Here is a 15,984-nt window from a genome sequence, read left to right on the forward strand (position 1 = left end):
CCCCCGCGTCACCTGTGCATAACTTGCTCTCGGCATATCGACGGGGAGAACACCCGCCCGCCTGTGGATAGTGCTCTCCGCCTCTCCCCGCTTCGTGCACACTGGCGACATGCCTCGCGTCGCAACCCCACTACCGCCCGAGTTGGGCCCTGCGTTCTCGGTTTCCTCCGCCAGGGATCTCGGAGTGACGATCGACCGCCTCCGCTCGCCCCATCTCGAACGGCCGTTCCAGGGGGTCCGTATGCAGCGCACTCCGGCAGATCCCTCCTTGCACCCCCTGGAGGCGCAGCGCTGGAACCAGCTCGCTCTGATTCGGGCTCTCTCCCAGCGCCTCACCCCCGGGCAGTTCTTCAGCCACAGCAGCGCCGCTGTGCTGTGGGGCGCGCCTCTGCCGCCTCGGTCGATGCGTGAGCTGCATGTCAGCGCGCACTCGCCCGGACGGGCTCCGCGGATTACCGATGTGATCGGTCACCGCGTCGCCCCTGGCCGTTGCCCGGTCCGCGAGGTCGACGGCGTTCGTGTCGCAGCGCCGGCCACGACGTGGGCGATGCTGGGATCCCTCGGCCTCTCGGTACCGGAACTCGTGGCCGCGGGCGACCAACTCGTGCGAATGTATCGGCCGGGATACGGCCGTCGCGAAGTCGGGAAAGCTCCCACGACCACACGCGAAGAACTCGCGGCAGTGCTCGAGCTCGGCCGCTGGGTCGGCTCCCTCAGCCTGCATCGAGCCGTCGAACTCGTCCGGGAGGATTCGTGGTCTCCGCAGGAGTCGTTTCTCCGCGTCAACCTCGTCAACCGCGGGCTCCCGGAACCCGAGCTGAACCGCGATATATATTCCGCCAACGGCGACTTTCTCGGGTGTCTCGACCTCTCCTACCCCGAGTATCGCCTCGGGGTCGAGTATCACGGGGTGATGCATTCCGAAAGCTACTCCCGCGATGTCGAACGCATGGCAGCCTTCCGCAGCGAGAAGTGGGAGATCATCGAGGTGACCAGCGCACTGGGCGCCCAGTCGATCACGGTAGCGGCTCGAGTCGAAGAGGCGCTTCGCGCCAGAGGTTGGTCTCCGCGCTGAGCAGACCGCGACGTCCCCAGATCGAAACGTCGCACACCACACACCGCACACCGACACGTCTGCGCAACCGCCTGAGCCTCAGTTCACCACGCCCCAGTTCAAGGAGTCACATTCGGGGGTTTCACAGCCCTTGAAACCCCCGAATGTGACCCCTTGAAGAGACAACAGCGAGGCGATCCGGGTGGCACCGGGGAGGGCGGGCACCGCGTCGTGGGCGCGCGAAAAGCCCCGGCCCACCAGGAACCGAGGCTCTTCGAGGGCGCCCGCGCGCCTAGCGGTCGAGGTGACGCTCCGGGCTGCCGATGTAGAGCTGCTGCGGGCGACCGATCTTCGTCTGCTTGTCCTGGTGCGCCTCGCGCCACTGCGCGATCCAGCCGGGCAGGCGGCCGATGGCGAAGAGCACGGTGAACATGCGCGTCGGGAAGCCCATGGCCTTGTATATGACGCCCGTGTAGAAATCGACGTTCGGGTAGAGCTTGCGCTCCTTGAAGTAGTCGTCCTCGAGGGCGATCTGCTCGAGCTCCTGCGCGAGGCCGAGCAGCGGGTCGTTGACGCCGAGCTCCTCGAGCACCCGGCCCGCGCTCTCCTTGACGATGCGGGCGCGCGGATCGTAGTTCTTGTAGACGCGGTGTCCGAAGCCCATGAGCTTCACCCCGTCCTCCTTGCGCTTGACCTTCTCGACGAAGGTCTCGACGCTCTGTCCCGAGTCGCGGATCTGCGCCAGCATGTCGAGCACGGCCTCGTTGGCGCCGCCGTGCAGCGGGCCCGAGAGGGCATTGATGCCCGCGGCGATCGACGAGAACATGTTCGCGCCGGTCGAACCGACGAGTCGCACCGTGGAGGTGGATGCGTTCTGCTCGTGATCGGCGTGCAGGATGAGGAGCTTGTCGAGCGCGTCGACGAGCACCGGGTTCATGACGTACTTCTCGGCCTTGTTGCCGAAGTTGAGGCGCAGGAAGTTCTGCACGAAGTTGAGGTCGTTGTCGGGGTAGAGCGTCGCCTGGCCGATCGACTTCTTGTGCGCGTACGCCGCGAGCACCGGCAGCTTCGCGAGCAGCCGGATCGTGTTGACCTCGACGAACTCGGGCACCGAGGTGTCGAGCGAGCTCTCGTAATAGGTCGACATCGTCTGCAGGCCGCCCGAGAGCATCGCCATCGGATGGGCGGTGTGCGGCACGGCCTCGAAGTAGTACTTCATGTCCTCGTGCAGCAGCGTGTGCCTGCGGATCTCGCCGTCGAAGGCCGCCAGCTCGTCGGCGGAAGGGAGCTCGCCGTAGATCAGCAGGTAGGCCACCTCGAGGAAGGTCGACTTCTGCGCGAGCTCCTCGATCGGATAGCCGCGGTAGCGCAGGATGCCCTCGTCGCCGTCGATGTAGGTGATGGCCGACTTCGTCGAGGCCGTGTTCACGAACCCGTAGTCGAGGGCCGTGTACCCGCTCTGCCTGGTCAGGGTGCTGACGTCGATGGCCGCGTGACCGTCGACCGCCTCGTGGATCGGAAACTCGGCGGAGCCTCCGGGAAACGTCAGCTGGGCCGTGCTCGGGTTCTGAGTCGATTCGGTCACATCGTCTCCTCGTGAGGTCTCGTGCGGGCCGGACATCGCGTGTGACGTCGCCCTGTTTCCACCATATCCGCTCCGAGGAGCTTCAGGCCTCCACCGCGGGTGCGCAGCAGACTGCGTCTAGATTATCTCGACGTCGAGCAAAATGCGATTCGTGCGACGGTCGCAGGGCAGGCGGTCGGGCCTCTCGATCCGCCGCGACGGGAGAGGGATCGGGACTCGGGAACCGATACGACGGGAGAGGGATCGGGACGCCGCGACCGCTCGACGGCGGTGCTGCGGCGCCCCGATCCCTCCGGTCACTCCGCGCGCGAGTCGCGGCGGCGGAGCATCAGCATCGCCGCTGCGCCGAGCCCCGCGAGCGCGAGCGCGGCGCCCGCGAACCGGCCCGCCGATTCGGTTCCGGTGCGCGCCAGCCCTCCGACGGTCTTGGGCGAGGGATCGCCTCCGCGAGCCGTCGAGTTCGCACCGGCGCCCGACGCCGAAGCGCCCGCTTCGCTTCCGGCACCGCCGTCGGGGTCCCCGCTCGCACCTCCGTTCGGATCGCCCTCGGCGCCGCCGTTCGGATCGCCGTTCGGATCACCGTTCGGGTCGCCTTCGGCACCGCCGTTCGGGTCCACGCCGGGATCCCCGCCCGGATCGCCGGCGACGACGGTGTACTGCACGGTCTCGCGCGTGATGTTGCCGGCGTTGTCGATCGCGGAGGCGGTGAACTCGAAGACGCCTTCGGTATCGGTCGGCAGCGGTTGGCCGAGCGGCACGGACCCCTGGCAGGTGAGCACGCCCGAGAGCGCGTCGTCACAGGTGAACGCTGCGGGCAACGAGGCGCCGAGCGCGACGCGCGCACCCGCGATCGAGGGGTCGACCGTCACGACCGGGTCGGTCTTGTCGATCCGCACGCCGTGGCTGCGCAGCGCGGTCTCGTTACCGGCGCGATCCGTGGCGCGGTACTCGACGGCGTAGATGCCCTCCTCGCTCAGCGGCACGTCGGCGAACCCGGGGTAGGCGACCTGCCACGGGCCGTCGCCCACCCGGAAGTCGAGACGCTGCACGCCGGAGTCCTGATCGCTCGACTCGATCCGCATGTTCGTGTCACGGCGCAGCCACCCGCGCGCGTTCGGCACCGGATCCAGGATCGACGACGCCGTCGGCGCCGTCCGATCGATGCGGATGTCGAGCGTCTTCACCGGACCGCGGCGGCCGTACTCATCGACGGCCTGGTAGCTGAGCACGGTGTGCCCGGTCGCGTCGACCGAGATCGACTCGCTGCCGTCGGTGATGCCGCTGCCGGTCTGCGCGCCCGTCAGCCGCCACTCGACGCCCGAGGCACCGGTCTGCGGGATCGGGTCGAGCATCACGTCCACCGGCCCGTTCCACCAGCCGCCGGGCCGCTCCGGGTCGGGAGTCGCCGTCGCGTCGAGCACGGCGTCGGCGGGTACGACCTGGTAGTTCACGATGCGCACGTTCGTGTTGCCCGCGACGTCGCTCGCGGTGATGCGCAGGCTGTGCCACCCCAGCGTGTCGCTCGGCAGCGGGTGGCCGTGCGGCGTCGATCCGACGCAGCTCTCGACGCCCGATGTCGCGTCGGAGCAGCCGAAGCTCGCGTTCACCGACGCGCCGAGCGGCACCTGGCGATCCTCGAGGGTCGGATCGATGTCGATCGCCGGCCGCGTCGTGTCGATGTTCACGGGCACCGACTGCTCGCCGGTCGAGTTGCCTGCGGCGTCGCTCGCGCGCCACCACACCCGGTGGTGGCCGTCGCCCGTCACGAGCACGCGCACGGGCTCCCCGAGCACGGGCGGGTCGGTCCAGGGGCCGTCGTCGACGCGGTACTGCAGCGAGGCGAGCCCGCTGTCGTCGTCGCGGGCGTCGAGGATGACCTCGACCTCGCCGCGGTGCCAGCCCTGCGAGTTGGGTTCGGGCGTCACCTCGTGGTCCACGGTGGGCGGGGTGACGTCGCCGGGATCGACGATGAGGGATCCGACATGACGCATCACGTTGCCCGCGCGATCGGTGGCGATGACCGCGAAGGCGAGGTTGCGCGCGACGGAGGTGTCGATCGCGGTGCCGCTCGGCAGCACGGGGCCGCCTTCGAAGGAGATACCGCAGTCCACGACACCCGAAGTCGCGTCGTCGCAGGCGAAGTCGGCGGTCGCCTGCTCGCCGCGCTCGACCGTGCCCCGTTCGAGCGCGCCCGAGAACGTGACGGTGGGTCGCGTGCGGTCGATACCGAACTCGAGCACGCGCGGATTCGACTCGTTGCCGAGACTGTCGCGCGCCACCACCTCGAGCCGGTGCTGCCCGTCGGTGCCGAAGGTCACCAGCGAGTCGTTGGCCACGGTCTGGAAGCTGCCGTCGTCGCGTTTCGCCCGGATCCACTCGATGCCGTCGGGGTCCTGCACAGAGATGCGCACCTGCATCACGCGGTTGAAGTAGCCCTCGCTCATGCCGACCTCGGGCTCGAACGTCAGGCTCACTCGCGGCGCATCAGCCGCGGCGATCACGGTGGCGCCCGTGACCTGGCGCGACACGGCTCCGTCGACGTTCACCACCACATGCACGGTGTAGTTGCCGGGTGCGAGACCGCGGGCGAGGTAGTCGTAGGAGGCGCGCTGGCCGTCGCTCGTGGAGTTCACCGTGAAGTTGCGGTGCTCGCCGTTCGCCCCGGTGATCGTGCCGCCGATGCTCACCTCCTTGCCCGCTGGGAGCGGCAGCACGTCGCCCCACACGCGCAGCTCGGTGCGGTTGGTGGTCGTGTACACGCGCAGCTGCTTGTGCGTGGCATGGTCCTGCTCCCAACCGCGGTCCACGAACACGTCGGCCGTCTGCTCGCCCATGTTGCGGATCACGAGACGAACGGTGCCCGTGAAACGACCGCCCTCACCGTGATAGAAGTTCAGCCGAGCCTGCTCTCCGGTCTTGTGCCACCCGGTGCTCGAGCGCCCCTCGGCTTCGAGCCTGAACTCGATACCGGGCGGGCCCGCGACACTCGCGGTGTATGAGAAGGCCTGCGAGACGTTCTCTGTGTAGAAACGCATCTGCCCGGGCTCGATGCCGGTCACGGTGAAGTCGGCGTCGGAGGCCGCCTCCGAGACCTCCTGCTTCTCCTGCACCGGCTTCTCGGGTTTCTCCTCACCCTCGGGCTTCTCCGCCTGCTCGCCCTCTGCCTCGGTCTGCTCAGAGGTCTCCTCATCGGCGTCGGCGGTCCCCGAGGGATCCTCCCGCACCTGCTCACCCGAGGCTTCGGCATCGCCTCCGGGGGCGTTGTCAGGCGCGACCCGCTTCAGCGCGGCGGCCTCCTCTGCGGCTGCGCGCTCGGCGGCGCGCTCGGCGGCGTCTTGCTCAACGGCCGCCTGTTCGGCAGCGGCTTGCTCTGCGGCCTCGCGCTCAGCATCGGCGCGCTCCGCCTCGAGGCGGAGGCGTTCGGCCTCCGCCTGTTCGGCGGCCAGCCGCTCGCGCTCCAGCCGTTCGGCCTCGGCCTGAGCCTCAGCGGCGGCCTGAGCCTCAGCGGCCGCCTGAGCCTCGGCCTGCGCGTCTGACCCCGCGCCCGGCGTCTCGTTCGCGCTCGCCGGAACGGAGCCCCCGAGCAGCAGCGCCGCGCTCAGCAGCACCGCGCCCGTTCCCAATCCCCTGCGCTGCAACGCCCCTTCGGCGCGCACGGCGCCGAAGGGGCCCGTCCCGTCCTGTGGTTCTCTTCGTTTCCTCATCGTGTATCCCTTTCCGTGCCCCTACTCGAGCGGGGCTTCGTTGTCGACGAAGGCGATCACGAAGCCGCCCTCCGCCTCGCGGATCTGAAAGCCGAACGCCCCGCCGTCGGAGCTGTCGAGCGATGCGTAGCCGGTGCCGTTCTCCTCTCCGGAGATTCGCACCGGTGCGTACTGCGCGAGCGCCCCTTCGAAGTGGGCGAAGACCTCCTCGCTCGGGCTCTCCGTCACGTAGCTCGCCGTCTCCACGGCGCCACCCGACTGCGTGGTGCAGATCGTCGCGCCCTCCGGCGCCTCCGGCCACCCGTCCGGCACGAGCGCCAGGTCGTCGAGGCTCGCCGGCCCCGTTGCCCAGGGGTAGACCTCTGCGCACTCCTCCGGCACGCCGGGCGCGGTCTCCTCGGGGAGCGGAGCAGAGGCCCCGGTCTCCTCCGGCGCGGCGACCTCGGCATTCCCGCCGGCCGAGCATCCGGCGAGCACGAGCACCCCGAGAAGAGCAGCGCCGACGGCCGAGCGGCGCCCGAGAGCGGGCGAGGGATCGACTGCGCCGCGATCCCTCGCCCGCCGCGCGGACCGCGCCGCGCTGCACCCTTCGCCGGACCTCATGCCGGATCCCTCTCGGTGACGCGGCTGCGACCCACCGCGAGCCAGACCCCCGCGATGACCAGCCAGCCCTGGATGAGGGTGCCGGGAATGCCGGGCACGCCCGAGACGAGCATGAGCGTCAGCAGGCCGAGCCCGAACAGAGCGCTGACCACGCCGAGCACGCGCGACACGAGGCGCTCGGCGAAGGCCATCCAGACCATCGCGAGGGCCGAGACGAGCACGCCGAACCACGGGAAGTAGGCGCCGAAGTCGGTGAGCATGTAGTAGACGAAGAGCCCATGCTCGTCGTAGAGCCCGGCCTCAGGGCCGAGGTAGTTCGCGAGGGCGCCCTTCCAGCCGTAGCCGAGCAGGCCCGCGGCGGCCGTGGCGATGGCGCCGAAGGCGACGACCTTCGCCCCGACGGAGCTCTCGAAACGCTGCATGCGTCGCCACCACACGGCCGCGAAGACCAGCAGCAGCGCCATCGCGAAGAGGCCGGCGGTCCAGCCGAGGCGGCCGGGCAGCACCGCGAGGCCGAGCATGTCGGCGCTCGTGACGGAGTAGTCCTCGCCCGAGAGCCAGGCCTCCGTCTCGGCGTCGGGGCGCACGTCGAACACGATCGTGCCCGCGAAGCCGAGAGCCCCGGCTGCCGAGGCCCAGAGGGGCCACGCGGTGAAGCCCTGCCTCGCCGGTCTCGCGACGGGAGCTGGGGCGGACGACGACGGCGCCTGCACGGAGGCGGCGACGCTCGATTGGCCTGGGAGTGCGGTCATGGTCGTTCTCTTTCGTGCCAGGGGCTGGGCGCCCCGGATCGGATGGTTGCGATGACCACGATCCCGCCGCGGCGTCCCGGGCCGGCAGGTCGCGATGTCCTCGTTCGCGCCGGGACGCGGGCGGGGACGCGCGGGCAGGGGACGCGGAGACGGGGACGCAGGGGCGTCGGCCCGGCGGTGGAGCGAGCGAGCGAGGCGAGTCGGAGCCCGAACGGCGGGCCTCGATTTCGACTCGGCTCCGCCCCGCTCGATCAGCGGCGGAGGGCAGCGCTACGGGCGCGCGAGCCTGCCCGAGCCGAAGCCCGCCTCGCGCGCCATCACGATGAGCGCGCTGCGGTCGGGCGCGCCGAGCTTCGTGATGATCGCGTAGACGTAGTTGCGCACCGTCTTGCTCGTGAGCACGAGCGTGCGCGCGATGGAGCCGTTGTCGAGGCCGCGCGCGACGAGGTCGAGCACCTCGACCTCGCGGTCGGTGAGCTCGGGGAAGGGCCTGGCCTCGGCCCGATCGGCTCCACTGCCGAAGAACGAGACGGCGCGGGCGGCCACATCGGCGCCGAAGAGCACCTCTCCATCGGCGACCGCGTGGATGGCCCGTTCGACCTCGGTCGGCGAGGCCACCTTGAGCAGGTAACCGCGCGCGCCCGCGGCGAGCGCCGAGAGCAGCGAGCGGTCGTCTCCGAGCATGGTGAGCACGAGCACCGCGGTCTCGGGCCTTCGCCCCAGGATGGCGCGCGTCGCGTCGATGCCCGACTCGTCGCCGAGGTCGAGGTCCATGAGCACGACGTCGGGGTGGGCCGTCTCGAGGATGCGCAGGGCCTCCTCGGTGTCGGCCGCGGAGCCCGCGACCTCCACACCCTCGAGCGTGTCGAGCAGCGAGATGATGCCGCGGCGGAAGAGGGGATGGTCGTCGACGACCATCACACCGATCGTTCCGCCAGATGCCATCGGCCCTCCTCACGCAGGTGCTGTCGACTCAATTCTGCCCCGAGGCAGCGCTTCCGGCCACGGGCGGATGTCCCGGCCCGGGCGAGGACGCGGAGTCCCCATCACCCGCGAGTGGCAGCGCGACGGCCACGCTCGTGCCCTCAGGCCCCGAGGTCAGCGACATGGACCCGCCGAACGCCTCGGCCCGCCTCCGCAGCGAGAGCAGCCCGACGCCGGGCGCGTGCGCCTCGGGCAGCCCCCGTCCGTCGTCGCTCACCTCGAGCCGGAGCAGGCCGGGCTGGGTCTCGAGCACGATCCGCACCGCTTTCGCACCGGAGTGGCGCGCCGCGTTCGTCAGCGCCTCCGCGGCGATGAGGTAGACCGCGTCCTGCACGCGCTGGGAGAGTTCGGCTGCGAGCGGCCCAGGGCGGATCTCCGTCGTGACCTCCATCCGCTCGGTGCGGAAGCGCGCGGCGAGCTCGGCGAGCGCCTCGGGAAGCAACGAACCGTCGAGCGGCGAGGGCGACACCTCTCCCGCGAGCTGCCGCACGGCCCGGGTGCGCCGCGCGACGTCCTGTTCGAGCTCGGCGAGCAGTTCCACCGCCCGGTCGGGGTTCGTCTCGGCGAGGTTCGCGACGGCGGCGAGGCCGAAGCCGATGCCCGCGAGCGCCGGTCCGAGGCCGTCGTGCAACTCCTGCTGCACCGCCCGCCGTTCCCCCGCGCGTCTCGCGAAGAAGTCCTCCCGTGCCACGTCGAGGTGCCGGTTCGAGTCGATCAGATGCACGGCCGCCGCCACGAGGCCCGCGAGATCGCGCAGCACGGAGATCGACCGCCGGTCGAGCCGCTGCCCGCCCGGCGCCGTCGCCACCAGCTCGCCGGCCGATCCGGGGAGAGGGATCCGCACCGCGGCGCCCGTGGGCTCGCCCGCCCTGGCGACCGTGCGCGAGACCCCCGATCGCACCTCGACCGAGGCGAGCCGCAGCACGCGGCGCAGCGCAGCGCACAGCTCCCGGAGGCCGGCGGGTCCCGCTTCGAGCTCGCCGATCCCCGCCCCGAGCCTCGCGAGCATCGTGGCGGGCTCGGCGCTCTCCCCGTAGACGAGCCGGTCGATACGGCCCTGGATCCAGCCGCGCAGGGGCTGGATGGCGAGCGCGATGAGGATCGGCACGGCGATCTCGAGCCCCTCGGGCCAGGGCAGGAAGCCGGGGGCCGCGAGCACGATCCCGAGGTAGAGCGCCGCGCCGCTGATCGTCAGCAGACTCCACAGGAGGATGCGGCTGACGACGACGCGCTGTCCCCAGAGCCCCTGTCCGAGCACCACGACGAGGATCCCCGCAGGGTAGATCACCTGCCCGAGCACCGGTGCCAGCAGGGCGGGCTCGGCCAGCGCTCCGGGAAGCCGCAGCGGCGCGGGGAGCACGAGCACGGCGTAGCTGCACGTCAGGAAGAGGTGCCCGAGCGTCAGCCAGGCGAGCCCCGTGCGGCCCGATCCCATCGCCCTCGCCCAGCGGGCGGCCAGGATCCCTCCCGTGATGAGGGCCAGGCCGACCGCCGCGAACGAGGTCACCAGGTAGATGCCGGGCAGCGACGACTGGAACGCGCCTCCGCCGAGGGCGAGCGGGTTGCGGGGCTCGACGGCCGACTGGTGCACGAGCGCGGCAGCCGTCGCGACGCAGGCGTTCGCCGCGCCGATCGCCACGAGGCAGCGCTGCCAGCGCGGCAGCCGCGCGCGCGTGACGAGCACCGGGAGCACGGCCGTCATGAACGTGCCGGGGATGTAGCCCCAGCCCGATGCGTGGGCCAGCAGGCCCCAGAGCGGCAGCCCGGGCAGCTCCTCGCCGAGCAGCCCCCACTGGACTCCCAGCGCGCCGAGGCCCGAGCCGAGCGCGTGCACGGCGAGGATCGCCCCGACCGCGCCGACGCGCCTGGAGAGGAGCAGCGCCGACACCGGCCCGTAGACGAGGGCGACCGTGAGGCCGATCGCCGGGAAGAGATCCAGCACCTCCGCGGGCGGGCGCGCGAGCACCAGGCCCGGCAGCGGCCGGGCGGGAAGATCGTGGGCGATGGCGAGCCAGACGGCGGCGAGCGCGAGCGCCCAGGAGAGCCCCCAGACCGTCGCGCCGAGTGCGATCCCCAGCCGGCGGCCGTCTGCCGAGGAAGTGCCAGGCGCGGTCATGCGGGGATCACCACCTCGACGCGGCCGGATGCGAGATCGCCGGTGAGGGCGCCCGCCGCCTGGGCGCAGCGCTCCGCGATCGCCGAGCGGGATCGCTCCGCCGCGTCGCCTCGCACGCCGTCGATGTCGAGGCGCACTCGCACCGACGCGTCCTCGACGCCAGCGACGATGCCGATGCGGGTCGGGCGGCACTCGCGCAGGAGGATCTCGACGGTGTCGGCGATGACCAGATAGACGGCGACCTGCTGCTCGCTCCCGAGTTCATCGGTGCCGGGTGCCGAGGCGTTCACCGCGCAGGACGCCCCGCTGAATCGGCGCGACAGCTCGCGCAGCGCGCCGTCGAGGTCGCCCGCGTCGAGCGCGGCCGGCAGCAGAGCCCTGGCGAGGCGGCGCACGCTCTCCGTGGTCTCGGCCAGTTCGACGCGGAGCTCTTCGAGCGAGTCGGAAGCCCCGGGGGCCCGGGAGGCGATCAGCCTCCGCGTCCCGGCCATCGCGAAGCCGATGCCTGCGAGGGCGGGAGCGAGCTCGTCGTGCAGTTCGCGGTGCAGCATGCGGCGCTCCTCACGGCTCACCCCGCGGGTGCGTTCACGCAGCGCCGCCAGATCCTGGTTCGCCTGCGCGAGCTGAACGGCGACGGCCACGAGCCCGGCGGTCTTCTCCAGCATCGGCTCGACCAGGTTGCTCAGCAGCGCGGGGTCGTCGGCGGTGCACACGACGGTGCAGAGCGGCGCCCCGGCGGATCCCTCGCCGGCCGCCGCTCCCTCGCCGCGGCCCGCCGCTCCCACCGCGTCCAGGCGACGTGAGAGCACCGCCCGGCCGGAGTCCCCCGCCCGCGCGATCTCCACGGCGTCCGCGCCCACCAGGAACGACACCGACCGCAGGTGCCAGATCTCGCGAAGCGCCTCTGCCAGCCCGGTCAGGCCGCCGCTGTCGCCGCTCGCCGATACGGGCTCGCCGAGGCGCGAGAGGATCCGCCGCACGCTGCTTCCCGGCCCGAAGAAGATGAGCCCCGTGAGCTCGCGGAGCACCCCGAGCATCACGCTGAAGCCGAGCGCCAGAATCGCGGCGGCGAGGCCGCCGGCCAGGGTCTCCCCCGCGCCGAGCGCCCGTGCGACGGTGTGCAGCAGAACGTAGAGGCCGATCGCGCTCGCGAGCGCCTGCGCCCACACGATGCCGGCCAGGAGACGACGGTCGATGACGGTTCCCGAGCCGCCGAACACCGCGGCCAGGATCGCGGTCGGCAGCAGGCCCTGCGCGATGACGAAGAGCGCCGTTCCGATGCTCGATGCGGCCTCGGTGCCGGGCAGCAGGGTGAGATAGCTCGCCACCAGCAGCGCGGCCCCGAGCCCGAACCAGATCAGGACGACGCGCTCGATGTCGCTCCCCCGCCACCACCTCCGCACCGTCGCGCCCGCGCCGAGCAGGAAGCCGATCAGCGCGACGCAGAGCGGCAGCAGGAGGAGCTGAACCGGCGCGCCCGTCGGCCACAGCCGGTTCGTCACGGCGATGCCGAGATCGAGCGCGATCGCGACGGCGCCGAGCCGGAGCCCGCTCCTCCTGAGGGGCGAGTCGCCGAGCAGCCAGATGAGGATGCCGAGCGCCGCCAACTCGGAGAGGTGCATGGCGTAGGCGGTGGCGTCGCCCGCCGCATCGATCCACGCCGCTCGCCCCGGGAGCCGTTCCAGCACCATCATCAGCGCCGAGAGCCCGGAGCTCACCGCCAGCCCCGTCACGACCGAGGCGACGGCCCGCTGCCCGATCGACAGCAGAACACCGGCCGCGGGAGCGTAGACGAGGGCGGTGACGATCATGCGGAGCACGTGCTCCCACCCGACCCCGCTCAGACTCCCGACCACGCACGCGGAGAGCGCGGGCAGCCAGGCGAGGGCGATGATCGCCCCCGCTCCGAGTCGCACGGCCCGTGCCCGATCCGGTTCGCCCACACCGCCTCCCGATCCTCGCGGCCCGCGCCGCGCCCGACTCAATCCTCTCCCGGCCCGCGCACCGGACGGGAGGGGCAGATGTCCCGGGTGGCGCGCCGCGCTCGCCGGGTCACCGCTGTGCTAGCTTCGACGGAGACGACGGAGGGAGCCCGGATGCCGTTCGCCGACGAGATGCTCGGAGCGCAGCAGGCCGAGACGCTCGTCTCGATCATGGGCGATGCGGCTGGTCGACCGCTCGCGGCCACAGCCGAGACCGCGCGGGGCCTCGACGGCCTCTCCCTCAGCGGGAGGGCGCGGGCGCTCGCGGCGGGGCTGCTCGCCGATGTCGGCGGCGACCACACGGTCATCGCTGCAGCGGTGCGGCGCGCGCTCGATCGGCCGGACTTCGACGGCTGGCCGCTGTGGCCGGTCGGCCTCGCGGTCGCGACGCGCGGAGTCGATGAGGGATCCGCGGAGAGCTTCGACACGGCGATGGACGTGCTGCGCGAACTCACGCCTCGCATGACCTCGGAGTTCGCGATCCGTCCCCTGCTGCGGCACGACCTCGATCGCGCGCTCGGGCACATGCGCTCCTGGACGGCCGACCCCGACTGGAACGTGCGCAGGCTCGCGTCCGAGGGCAGCCGGCCGCTGCTGCCGTGGGCCGAGCGGATCCCTCGCCTCGTCACCGACCCCTCGCCGACCCTGCCGATCCTCGACGCCCTCTTCGACGACCCCGAGGAGTCGGTGCGACGCTCGGTCGCCAACCACCTCAACGACCACAGCCGCGCGCACTCGGACTTCGCGGTGGCCGCAGCCGGCGGCTGGCTCGCGCGCGGCGGCGCCCACTCCGAACGCACGGCGCGGCATGCCATGCGCACCCTCGTGAAGCGCGGCGACCCCGGCGCGCTCGAGCTGCTCGGCTTCCCTCCGGCCGAGCTCTCGGTCGCCCCGCTGCGCGTCACCCCCGAGGCGGTCGCCCTCGGTGGGGCGGCCGCCTTCGCCGCCGCCGTCGAGAACCGGGGAGCGAGCGAGGCCAGGCTCGTGATCGACTACGTGCTCTTCTTCCCCGGCGCGCGCGGCGACGAGCGCCGCAAGGTGTTCAAGCTCGCGCAGCGCACGCTCGCGCCGGGCGAACGCGCACTCGTCGAGGGCAGGCACGTCTTCCGCGAGATCTCGACCCGGAGGTACTACCCGGGCCGCCACGGCCTCGCGCTGCAGATCAACGGCGTGCTCCACGACCGGGCCGACTTCGCGTTCGGAGGATAGGAGGCCGCGCCCCGTTCGGCGAGGGATCGGTCGCGGCCGCGCCGCGGGACCGATCCCTCGCGGCGTCGGGCGAGGGATCCCTCGCCGCCTCAGGCGTCGGCGAGCAGCGCTCCGACCAGGAACAGGCTCCACCAGGCCGCGGCGAGGAGCGCAGGAGCGCCCAGCACGAGCGCGATGATCGCCATCGGCAGGTATCCCCGCCCGGCGAGCGGCCGGGATCCCCGCCTGGCGAGCGTGAGGATCGCCAGCACGAGCGCGGCCGTCCCCGTCGCTACAGGCACGAACGGCACCCACCACCCGAGCGCCGTGAGCGATGCCAGCACGAGTGCGGCGACTGCGAGGCGTCGATCCCTCACCTGCGCACCCATGCCGACCCCGCTCCGCTCAGCTGTAGTCGGCGACGAAGCTGCCGATCACGCGGTCGATGGCGTCCAGATCCGACTCACGCACGGCCTGCACCGCGACGAGCACGACGTACTCGCCGCTGTCGGCCACCGCTCCCACGACGAGGAACTTCGCCTTCTCCGGCCCGCAGTTCTCCCACAGCTCGTAGACGCCCGTGTGCAGGCCGTCGGCGTAGTCCTCGCTCGCCGCCGAGGTGCAGCCGTGGCCGGGCAGGTCGCCCGCCATGAGTTCCACGAAATCGCGCGCCGTCGCCTCGGAGACGTCCTGCTGCGACGCGAGCACGTTGACGCCCGGCACGGCCCAGCCGCTGCGGTAGGCCTGCAGGTCGGGGCTGGCGATGATCGACTGCACATCGGTGCTCCCGTCGACGATCGCGGTGCCGTCGACCTGGGTCCACGATGCCGGCACCTCGACGCTCACCCGACCGCTGTCGTCGGTCACGGTCACGTACTCGCCGGTCGCCTGGTTCTCGCCTCCGGCGTCGCCCAGCACCGAGACCGGCTCGAGCTTCTCGTCGCCGTTGAACTTGCCTCGGTAGAACACGCCCTCCGACGGCCGCAGCACGTCGACATCGATCGAGGAGTCCGTCCCGTGCGTGCGCAGCACGTCGCAGTACGCCGCCATGGTGCCGTCTGCGCCCACCGGCACGCCCTGCATGCGTGTGATGAGGTCTCCCGGCTTCAGCCCGGCCTTGTCCGCGATGCCGCCCGACTCGAGCGAGGATACCCAGATGCCCAGTCCCGCGCCCTCCTCGTCGACGAGACCCATGCCGTTCACACCGAGGCTCAGCACGTCCTCGCCCGCAGCGAGGCGCTCCACCACGGCGGTCACCTCGTCGCGGTGGATGGCGAGGTTCTCGTCGTAGAGGTCGCTGCCCGCGTAGTTCACGCCGACGAGCTCGCCCTCCGGCGTCACGAGCGGACCGCCGGAGTTGCCGCCGCGAATCTTCGCGTCGTGCTCGATCACGCCGTCGACCGAGGCCCACGGGCTGTCGTACGAGGTCTGGGCGGTGGAGATGATGCCCTTCGTCATGGTGAAATCCGGATCGCCGTGCGGGTAGCCGGCCGCGTAGACCTCCTCCGCCGTCGAGATGTCGCCCTTCTTCCACTCGAAGTAGGGGTAGTCGCCCTCCTCGAGCTGGATCGCGGCGAGGTCGAGGCACTCCGACGACCCGAGCACCTTCGCGTTCATCGCCTTCGACCGGTCGGCGTCGCGCCACACCTTCAGCGTGCCCGCCCCGACCACGACGTGATTGTTGGTGAGGGCGAGCCCGTCGGGCGAGACGAGGAAGCCGGATCCGGCGCCCGCGGCCTCGTAGGCGCCCACCTCCGGGTGCACGAAGGTGCCCTGCGCCTCGATCTGCAGCGTCGCCGACTGCACCCCGTCGAAGTCGACTCCCCCACCGCCGCCTTCTGCCCCGCCCTCGCCCGCGGCGCCTGGCAGCATGCCGCAACCGGTGAGCAGCGCGAGGGCGGCGGCCAGCACCGTCGTCACCGTCGTGGCCGTGCGCATGCCGCAGCGCGGGCGGCGCCTGCGGGGCGGGCGCCCGTGTTCGGGCGCGGACTCGGAATCCGGGTGTGCGGTCATGAG

Annotated in this window: 11 protein-coding genes; 2 read left to right on the top strand and 9 right to left on the bottom strand. The window is 71.8% G+C overall.

The annotated features are described in order from the left end of the window. Positions 1-403 precede the first annotated feature (403 nt). Positions 404-1,075, top strand: a complete 672-nt coding sequence (locus J4H91_RS00310; protein WP_208044254.1) for a hypothetical protein — start codon at positions 404-406, stop codon at positions 1,073-1,075. Between the two features lie 271 nt (positions 1,076-1,346). On the opposite strand, the gene J4H91_RS00315 is transcribed toward J4H91_RS00310, so the two are convergent. The 7 genes from J4H91_RS00315 to J4H91_RS15820 form a co-directional block, all read right to left on the bottom strand. Next, positions 1,347-2,639, bottom strand: a complete 1,293-nt coding sequence (locus J4H91_RS00315; RefSeq protein ID WP_208044255.1) for a citrate synthase — start codon at positions 2,637-2,639, stop codon at positions 1,347-1,349. Positions 2,640-2,935: 296 nt separating this feature from the next. Then, positions 2,936-6,343 carry an OmpL47-type beta-barrel domain-containing protein gene (locus J4H91_RS00320; protein ID WP_208044256.1) on the bottom strand — a complete coding sequence of 1,136 codons (3,408 nt, stop codon included), beginning with the start codon at positions 6,341-6,343 and terminating at the stop codon, positions 2,936-2,938. 21 nt (positions 6,344-6,364) lie between these two features. Further along, positions 6,365-6,946 carry a hypothetical protein gene (locus J4H91_RS00325; RefSeq protein WP_208044257.1) on the bottom strand — a complete coding sequence of 194 codons (582 nt, stop codon included), beginning with the start codon at positions 6,944-6,946 and terminating at the stop codon, positions 6,365-6,367. Beyond that, entirely contained in the window at positions 6,943-7,698 is a 756-nt protein-coding gene (locus tag J4H91_RS00330) for a hypothetical protein (RefSeq protein WP_208044258.1), read from the bottom strand. The genes J4H91_RS00325 and J4H91_RS00330 overlap by 4 nt, the downstream gene beginning before the upstream one ends. A 270-nt stretch (positions 7,699-7,968) precedes the next feature. Further along, positions 7,969-8,643, bottom strand: coding sequence for a response regulator (locus J4H91_RS00335; RefSeq protein WP_208044259.1), 675 nt, complete (start codon positions 8,641-8,643; stop codon positions 7,969-7,971). A gap of 28 nt (positions 8,644-8,671) precedes the next feature. Then, on the bottom strand, positions 8,672-10,798 hold the full coding sequence (locus J4H91_RS00340) for a sensor histidine kinase (protein WP_208044260.1): 2,127 nt from the start codon (positions 10,796-10,798) through the stop codon (positions 8,672-8,674). Next, positions 10,795-12,741 (bottom strand): histidine kinase, encoded by a 1,947-nt coding sequence (locus tag J4H91_RS15820; protein ID WP_208044261.1) that lies wholly within the window; start codon positions 12,739-12,741, stop codon positions 10,795-10,797. Before J4H91_RS15820 ends, J4H91_RS00340 begins: the two co-directional genes overlap by 4 nt. A gap of 153 nt (positions 12,742-12,894) precedes the next feature. On the opposite strand from J4H91_RS15820, the gene J4H91_RS00350 reads away from it, so the two are divergent. Further along, a complete protein-coding gene (locus tag J4H91_RS00350) occupies positions 12,895-13,989 on the top strand; it encodes a DNA alkylation repair protein (RefSeq protein ID WP_208044262.1) in 1,095 nt (364 codons plus the stop codon). 89 nt (positions 13,990-14,078) lie between these two features. On the opposite strand, the gene J4H91_RS00355 is transcribed toward J4H91_RS00350, so the two are convergent. Both J4H91_RS00355 and J4H91_RS00360 read right to left on the bottom strand, forming a co-directional pair. Beyond that, the gene (locus J4H91_RS00355; RefSeq protein ID WP_208044263.1) at positions 14,079-14,357 is read right to left on the bottom strand and encodes a hypothetical protein; all 279 of its coding nucleotides are present in this window, start codon (positions 14,355-14,357) and stop codon (positions 14,079-14,081) included. Between the two features lie 16 nt (positions 14,358-14,373). After that, on the bottom strand, positions 14,374-15,981 hold the full coding sequence (locus J4H91_RS00360; RefSeq protein ID WP_208044264.1) for a S1C family serine protease: 1,608 nt from the start codon (positions 15,979-15,981) through the stop codon (positions 14,374-14,376). Positions 15,982-15,984: the final 3 nt, after the last annotated feature.

The organism is Leucobacter ruminantium, from assembly GCF_017565705.1.
GTDB lineage: Bacteria > Actinomycetota > Actinomycetes > Actinomycetales > Microbacteriaceae > Leucobacter > Leucobacter ruminantium.